General features: G+C 38.6%; 4 protein-coding genes, 1 tRNA gene and 1 pseudogene. 1 reads left to right on the top strand and 5 read right to left on the bottom strand.

The features are described from left to right. Positions 1-122 precede the first annotated feature (122 nt). On the bottom strand, positions 123-4,358 hold the full coding sequence (locus EV202_RS14620; RefSeq protein ID WP_131927580.1) for an NACHT domain-containing protein: 4,236 nt from the start codon (positions 4,356-4,358) through the stop codon (positions 123-125). A gap of 699 nt (positions 4,359-5,057) precedes the next feature. Here EV202_RS14620 and EV202_RS15480 point away from each other — a divergent pair. Then, a pseudogene (locus EV202_RS15480) lies at positions 5,058-5,167 on the top strand (class I SAM-dependent methyltransferase); the annotation flags it as partial. 139 nt (positions 5,168-5,306) lie between these two features. Here EV202_RS15480 and EV202_RS14605 read toward each other — a convergent pair. From EV202_RS14605 to EV202_RS14590, 4 genes are all read right to left on the bottom strand, one after another. Next, positions 5,307-5,708, bottom strand: a complete 402-nt coding sequence (locus EV202_RS14605; RefSeq protein WP_131927579.1) for a hypothetical protein — start codon at positions 5,706-5,708, stop codon at positions 5,307-5,309. Beyond that, positions 5,705-6,967: a site-specific integrase gene (locus EV202_RS14600; protein ID WP_131927578.1), complete on the bottom strand. Its 1,263-nt coding sequence runs from the start codon at positions 6,965-6,967 to the stop codon at positions 5,705-5,707. The genes EV202_RS14605 and EV202_RS14600 overlap by 4 nt, the downstream gene beginning before the upstream one ends. 60 nt (positions 6,968-7,027) lie before the next feature. Next, positions 7,028-8,257 (bottom strand): site-specific integrase, encoded by a 1,230-nt coding sequence (locus EV202_RS14595; protein WP_131927577.1) that lies wholly within the window; start codon positions 8,255-8,257, stop codon positions 7,028-7,030. Positions 8,258-8,746: 489 nt separating this feature from the next. Further along, a tRNA-Ser gene (locus EV202_RS14590) sits at positions 8,747-8,831 on the bottom strand. Positions 8,832-8,840 lie beyond the last annotated feature (9 nt).

Raw genomic sequence — 8,840 nt, 5'->3', positions numbered from 1 at the left:
CAATTCAAATCGTCACGCTACAAAAAGATACATAACTATGCGATTATCAAAGATTTCAAAGAACGATGTTTAATTTAAAGTGCCCACTAGTGATCTTATACCTATAATCTCGCGCGGGATACTTACTCAATATTCTCTTCTTTTTTGATAATCTTATTACTTTCAGCAACTTTCTTCAACCATTCCGACATATTGGAAATGCTGTCAAAAATATCTGTTTCAGAGTTTCTTAAATGCATATAGTCTATACCATAATATAGCTCTATCTTCTTATTTTTTGACAACCAAATAAGATGGTGTTTGTGGAGCCAAAGCAAAACAGTATTAGTTTTCTTGATAATCAGGCTTTTAAACTTTGAATATTTCTTTTCTATATTTGAAGGCTCATAACATCTAAGTTTCTGATGTATAACACCTTTCTCATCCATATAAACACAGCCACCATTCTGACCATGATTGGCATAACCTATCCCTCTTGAACGAATCATCCTCTCTGTTAGGATTGGCCAAAACATTATTTTTTCGTTAGCATTGAGATAATTAAGAAGATGGTCTTTGCGAACTAATAATGCGCTATGACCACTTGAGAACATATAGTTGTCCAATACAACAATCTCATTTTTATCATTCACCCATACTCCAGCATCATTAGAAAAACTCAACTGAAGCCCCTTAAATAACCACTCATTAGGTAGAAGCAGATTGACAGAATCCTCGGATGATACATCGTCATCATGTGAGAGTGTGTACTGCAAATAGGCAGGTTCCATGATTATGTCATCAAAGTTCTTATCTCCTACAGAGAATGGTATTCTTTTATGATTCTGAATACTTACAGCATTCTTATAAACTGCCGACCAATAAAATTCGCGAGTAAATACATTGTAAATTTCGTCATTCTCATGAAAGGAACGTCCTTCAATTCCTATATGGTATAAGTTGTCACTCACTGTGCTCAAGTCCTCCTTATTGACAATATATGCCTGTATGAAAGTCCATAAATCTCTTATAAGAGCGTTATCGTCATCTGGTTCACTCACATACTTGCTGTATGAGAACAAATTCACCCATTCAGTTCCATTTTCATCGGTCATAAGAACATACTCCTTGATCCTTGGCATATTCTTCCACGCTTTCAACCATTTAATATCACTTTTCGGTATCGATATATCAAAATTAGGAAGTTTATATTTGCTCTGATGATGCAAAGGCTTGTATCCAGGATATATTGTAGGATCAATGGTTCTGGCTCTTCGTACAGGTTCAGACCATTCATTACTCCAATCTTTGTCAGGGTGTTTGTCCATCATCCGAGCCATAATACGATGTATGGCTATCCACTGATATTTCTTTCCTATGCGTTCAATTTTGCTATGAGATCGATTATAGCTAGCATTATTCTTATCAAAATGAACAAAAACATTAGGATCATATCCATACTCTTCAAATATCATATGTATGGCCCAATTCGACAACATTTCTACATTTTCTCCAAAGCCATCAAGATTAGACTGGAATACATATCTTCCAAAATCTCCATAGCTTCTTACTCCATGCTCTGGTGCCATAGACGATAGGATAGAGTGCTGGACTCTAAATACGTCTTGTTCATTTTCTGGTATTGTTTCCCAATCTCTATCATACATTGCAGTAATTTCGTCATTTGAAGGAATAGAAGGTAAAGTCCCGTCTGTAAAGGGTACTTTTATGAGTTCCTTTTCTATGTTTATATCCAAACCTCTACTAAGACCAAACTCTACAATATTACAAGCATAGTCACGCACCAAAATGTGCTCAGGTATATGTTTCTTGGTGAAGATGTTACTATATACCCACTCTGCAACTGTACAGCTATTTTTATCATCTTGCATTAGGAGTAATGAACCATAGACAGCACACCATAGCCGTTCTTGAATATAAGGGTCATTAACGAAACTATATTTCTTCAGTACTGGCAAGAGAATATTTTTATGCTGAGTTAAAATATTCACTATAGCATGTGTGGCACAATCTCTTAGTTCTCGCCAAGTAGTGGATAGTGCCCATACCAAAGTTTCAAGACATGATTTAGCTATTTCTTCATCTATTGATTTGAGTGTATTGTTTGAGGCTTCGCTCCCCCATCGTGCCAAATCCATAAGTTTCCTACCATGCGACCAAGGATCAGAAATTAAAATAGTCCATATGGCATCTCGTTGCGCCATACTTAAATCCCATAACATATCATAGAGAGTAGATCCATTTGAAGCTTTATCTGTTCTGTAAGGACGCGATAAGATGAGTTCAAATATCAAACCGTATTCTTTTGCTTCCTTTATTTTGCGTATTAACTCATCTCCTTTCACTGTGAAATTATCTCGCCACATAGCACTCTCAATAAATGCTTGAAACGCCTTTTCTTTATCCTTTTCTTCAACAAGCTCTATCAACTCCCTATTCTTATTTATAGGAACAAGAATAGCCAAAGCTTCAGAAAGATCTCCCCAATTATATTTGAACCATTCTTTGGCTGTAGCATTTGAAATCAGATATTCTGCGATAAAATAATCGCCTATCCTTTCAAAACCAAAATTTACATATGTGGCACCGTTATAGACATCCGTTCTTAATAAACCCTCATCTATCAGCAATTCAAAAAAATCGTTGGGTGTTCTTGTATATTGAGCTTCCTGAGCCAATCTCTTTATTACGACTTGATATTCAAGTTTCCAACGACTACCAGTTTTAACCATTAGTTCTGCAACAGAGCGCAAGGATTTAATCACAAGATTTTGGGCTTCGTTATACTTAAAATCTATTGCGATATCATGGTTGGTATCATTGCAATACTCTTTAATAGTTGTCCAGAAATTTGCAAACACCAATGGGCCTTGACTTCTTTCATGATTGCGACAATACTTGATTAAGAAAAGAGGATTTGAGAATTCTTCTCCATATACAGGCCAAGTTGGTTGCTCTATACCAAAAGATGAGAACATGTACTCACATGCTTCTCTCTCATATCCTTTGAACCCATGATGCTGATATACTGCGTATTCAGAATTATGAGCAATATCATAAAACCAATTTTTACAGTCTGATATACGAAAGCTTATAACGAGGCGCAGATACTCATATGAGTCTATACTTTGTAGGAAGTCCAACAGAAATTTTCTCCATAATTCATCACCAGCTCCTTCATTAATAGCATCGATAAATATCACCACAGGCTCTCCTATTCTCTTGCCATAATTATTGAGTTGCTTCAACAATTTCTCCTTTTTGCATTTGATATCCAATAACTCTCGAATTTGGGAAAGAGGATCAGATGATAGCGTAAAATGTTGCCCCAAAAGTAGTATAGACGGTTCATGAGCACGCTTGCGCTGGGTCACCATATCTCCTATAAGATGAGACTTTCCCGTACCAGCAACACCCGTAACTATAATTGTATGATATTTCTTGAACTCAATCCATCTATTGGAAAGCACTTTCTGTAGGGCATATCCATCTTCACGAATAGAATATTCTTTTGTTCGGATTTTATCTCTTTTGTTGTTTTCAGAATTATAGTAGAAATCGTCAAATGCGGATAGGAATTCATTTATTGATTCTCTTAATTCAAGATAAGAAGTCACAGTTCCACTTAAGCTATACATTTTCTCAACAAGATGTCTGCATTTAGCTGAAATTTCAGAGTAAGACGGTTCTTTATCTGTATTTCTAATAAATGTTCTCAATGTATCCCTAAACCTTCCTATATCCTTTTTTAATAATGGCTTGAACTTATCAGTAATGTGCAATGACGCTAACGCAAAATCCATATCTTCAAATGGAAAATTCCGTTTTTCAGAATAGCGCTTATCTAAATTCTTAATTTGCTTGGTATTTTGATCCTCAAACCACTTTTGAGTGGGGATGAAGTTAAACTCTTCATCTATCAAACGACAAACCTCAACTATTCTTTGCCATTCTTCAGGTGTTTTCTTATTAGATTGCCAAAGATATAGGAAATAACCAATAGCAATTAGCACTGCTATCCCAAAACTCAACCATTCAGAGTTTTGGGACAGATACCCCCAAAAGGTTATCTCTTTATCTGCGGAACGGACAGAAATGTGAACTCTCAGAAGTTGAGGTATAATACCAGCAAGAGCTGCCTCTGTTGCCATAAAAGTGTAGAACACTTTACGCTCAGCACGCTTCTTCAGAAATCCTACAATTATATTAATCCATTCCTTCCAATTTGCCTTACGCACCTCTTTTATGACAAGAGTAAGCGAAGCTATTTGTATAATACTCCATAAGAGCAAGGCCAAAAGTATAATGAGTATGATAATCATTTTGTTGTTTTGTTTGTATTTTAAACTAGCATTCATTACTCTATAATGGTATGTCTGCTGTTTATAATTTTAATATTTTAAGTGCAAAGATAGATATTTCTCTTCAAACTTTAACAATGTTAATTAGCTTTTTCAATTTTACCATTTTCAATGAATTGGAGTTAGAAACTTAACTCATTTGATTGATAATTAAAAATTTTGTGACGATATGTACATAGCTGTGCTATTGTTATAATCACAGTTCTAATACATACATTAAAGATAATGTCTGGATATTATGCTAACTTCATCGTGGGAATTCGTACCTTTGTAACATTGCTAACCTTTTAATTCGAAGTGATATGAGAAACTTTTAAGATGATTGTCCTATAAGACAATGTTAAGAGGATGTGGAGAAGATAGAGTCGACTGATATATCGGAAAACAGAATAAATAGATTTACTGTTTCTAAAACTGCTTTATTGTTTTGAGCCAGATAAACTCGGATTTATCTGTGTTTCATCATAATGTATTTCAGCCTTGGAGTGTCTTAATTTCCTCATTGATTTCAACCCCGAGTTTCTCATAAATTCTCTTTGCTTTTTGATTGAAATCAAAAAACATTAAGGAAATACTTTTAATATTATCATCCCCCAAATGAAATCTACATTTTTAGCACTTCTGTCCTCAAACCAATCCTATTGCCCTGCAACTCTTTTCCTTGTTCATAAGATTATGGCAAAAATAAACTCATTCTTCAACCTGTTTGTGAATATGATTGCTTAACTGGAGGAAAGTTCAAAATTGCAGGAAAGAATGGCGAGATACCGATGCTGTTTCCCGTTGTTGCTGTGAAAAACCTGTAAAAAATATGGTAGCGTGTAGTCAGATGGTAGTAATGGCGATTTCTATTTTCTGACTACACGCTTAAGCTTTTTCTTTCACCGTATTCCTTCTCCTTGTAGTTATGTAGTAAGATAATATCGGGAAAGAGAAAGAACAGTATCAACTATCCGTCTTGCCGATTAAGAATATCGGTGTGATGATGTTTGCCGGGCAGTGTATTTCCCTGCAAATGTACTTTCTGAACAGATAGGCTTCCGTGCTATCCAGCTGAAAGGACAGGGCAATGATGATTGGAAGCGGATAAAGCGGCGTATAACCTTTTAATTGACCATCCACGAAAACTTCCACCTCACCTGCATCCCTTTCGTCAGGGTGCAGATGAGATGTTTTCAGAAGCAGTTGCAGGTGATAATTGAGCTTCCTCCACGTTACACCGAAGAAATCTACGAGTTCGCCCTCCGTCATGGCGATTTTGCCATTTCCCTTGCAAATGATTTGCATTTTATCGCTCCATTCGAAATAGCTGCGGTCTCTTTTTGCTTGATGATGATTGACGTTCATATCGCTTCCTCCTTTTCTTTCTCCTTTTGATATTTTCTAATCAACCTGTCCATATCCTCCGAAATCTTATTATCGGTTACTTGCGCATAGATTTGTGTGATGGCAATAGAAGCGTGTCCCATCATCTTGGCAATGCTCTCTATGGGAATACCTGCACTCAGACTCATCGTACCGAACGTATGCCGAGCAAGATGGTAGGATAACCGCTCTCTAATACCGCAAGCTCTGCCCACGATGCTTAGCTTTGCACTCATCACACTTCGGCTGCAATCACAGGGAAATACAAGGTTATCTGTCCTTGTTTCAGATTCACCTTTTTCTTTCACCGATTGCCCTCCTCCGTTTTTCTCCTGTTCAGCCTTGCAATGTTTGATAATGGCTTCGGCTATAGGATGCAGGGGAACGACAAACTCCACCTTTGTCTTCAGCCGTTCCTTGCGGATATACTTCTGTCCGTCCGCTGCCGTTTGGATATGTCCATATTGCAGGTGTTCCATGTCGGCAACAGCCAAGCCTGTAAAGCAAGCGAAGATGAACATTAGCCTTGCCTGTTCTGCCTCCTTGTCGTTTACTTTCAAAGCCATGAGTTTGGCCACATCGTTCTTTTGCAGAAAGCGTATCTTCTGTTCTGTTTTCTCGTACTTGGTATTCTCAAAGGGATTACAGCGAATGAGCCTCTGGCTGACCGCACGGTACATCAACCTACTTAGCCAGCAAAGATAGCGGTTGATGGTTGCAGCTGCCAACCCTTGCTTTTTAAGAAAGAAACGATATTCTTCAAACAAATCTTCCGTAATGATGGTTACAGGTATATCCTTGACACCTTTATCCTTGACAAACTCGCATAACAGCTTGTCGGAATAGCAAAGATTTTGGTACGTGCTTTCTGCTTTTGATTTACCCACGCACTCTTTGACGGATTGCAATTCCGTCTTGCTCATGGCAAGCAACGTTGTCGGATGGATGGCAATACCTTGCAAGCGGTCCTTGATAAGTTCCACGCTTACCACTCCATCACTTACGAGCAAATCCCGATAAGTATTTTCTACAAGTTCTCTGAACTCTGTTAGCTTTTTGTTTATCCTTTTGTCGGTAGTCTGTCCTTGTTTGGCGTTCCACTCTGCCGGCAGGCATTCCTCTCCTGTGGTTATGGCGGAACTCTTCCCATCTATGGTGATATGGCAGAGAATGGCAGTCTTACCATCAGCCTTTGTTTTCTGCCTGTTGATATAGAACAATATCTTGAATGTACTCCTCATTGTCTTGATGGTTTTGTATGTATATTTTTATCCAAAACGATGTCGAATGAAAGCAATTGGTCAAATCACCAACTGCATATCTTCTGTGAAAGAAAGGAAGCGAGCGAACTCCTCAAAGAGTTTTTGCGGTGTCACCTTTGCATAACGCTCGGTCATACTTACGTTCGTGTGTCCGAGCATCTTGCTCACCGTTTCGATGGGTACGCCCTGTTCCAAGGTAATAAGGGTGGCAAAAGTATGCCTTGCGGTATGCGTGGTAAAAGGAAAAGAAATACCTGTCCGCAGTCGTAAGGCTTTCAGGCAAGACAGATAAGCGGGATATTTAATGAATGGGAGCAATGTTTCCCTTTCATCGCTGTGCATTTTCTCGATTAGTCGGATGGCTTCGGGCAATAATTTGATGCGACAAAGCACACCCGTTTTCTGCCGATTGAACTTCAACCACAGGCAGCCTTTATCATCACGAATAAGATGCTTCTTACCAAGCATCATCAAATCATAATAGGCCGCACCGGTATAACAGGCAAAGAGAAAAATATCCCTTGCCGTTTCCATTTCCTCCTCCAAGTCATCAAAGCGGAGAGCCTTTAACTTCTCCAAGGCTTCCCTGTCGAGTGCTTTCGGCGTTTTCTTGTCTCCACGTTCTATATGCGCTTTGTCAAACAGAAATGTATCGGCTATTCCCTCACGATAAGCAAGCCTACAGACAGTCTTCAAATCTGCTGCCACTCTGAAGAATGTGCTTTGCTGATAACCGAGTTCACCGAGACAGAACGTCTGCAGTTCGTAGATGAAGTTTTCTGTCAGCTGCGAGAATGCCAAGTCCGAAACATTATATTTCTTTTGAATGAACTCCTGCAATCGTTTTCGGGTGAGACGATAGGCAGACATAGATTCTCTCTTCATATCTATACCGATGTGCGCTTCACGCTCCTTGATAAGCATATCCAGCCTTTCGATGAGCATACACCGTGCCTGTACGCTGCCTTGAAACTGCTCTTTTACTTCGGTTGCGTCAAATAGGCAACCTTTGGCAATCAATGATTGATAAGCCGATTGAATGGAGAGTAGCAAATTCTCCAACTTCCCGTTAATCTCCACCGCATCGCGGCTCTTACCATCCATCCTGCTCTCACGGGGATTCCAAAAGTTAGGATTGCAGGAGAGTTTACAACTGAATTGGGCAATGGAACGTCCAATCGTTATTCGTCCCATAATCGGAGCCTTGCCCGACTTATCCAAACTGCTCTTTTTAAGGTAGAGTAACACCTTCATTTTCTCTGTTTTCATACGCTTTAATATTTGTGGGTAAAGTTACCCGAATTAAAGCGTTCCTCACTTACGCAGAAAACTGCCGACCAAAGCAACAACCACACGAGTGGAAATAATTCAGTTACCGAATACTGCACCATCGTTACCTACATCAAAACAAGGTAACACTCTGGTAACTGAACTTCTGCCTAAATCTGCACTTTCCTGCCTTTTATGAATAGAGACGTATCATGCAAATCAGAGCATTTCCTCCTCATTATCAGTTAGTTTACATCAATATCGATTTTTCTACATTTTCGTTGATTAGTTACACCGTGGATATCAGGATTTTACGCTTGTACAAGTATTGCCTCACACTTGTACAAGTGTAAACTTACATTCCATTTAGGGATAGCATCACCATTTCTACTGTCTTTTCTTTGTATTGCTATTTTTACAATTATGTAATAAAAAATCCTCATAAGCATTCGCTTACAAGAATTCTCTTTATTTTTCAATGCTTTTTAGCGGAGAGACAGGGATTCGAACCCCGGGTGCCTTGCAGCACAACGGTTTTCAAGACCGCCGCAATCGACCACTCTGCCACCTCTCCAAAATTAAA

This window comes from Prevotella heparinolytica (assembly GCF_004342845.1).
In the GTDB taxonomy this organism is placed as follows: Bacteria; Bacteroidota; Bacteroidia; order Bacteroidales; family Bacteroidaceae; genus Bacteroides; species Bacteroides heparinolyticus.
This window is presented reverse-complemented; position numbering and strand designations above follow the sequence as displayed.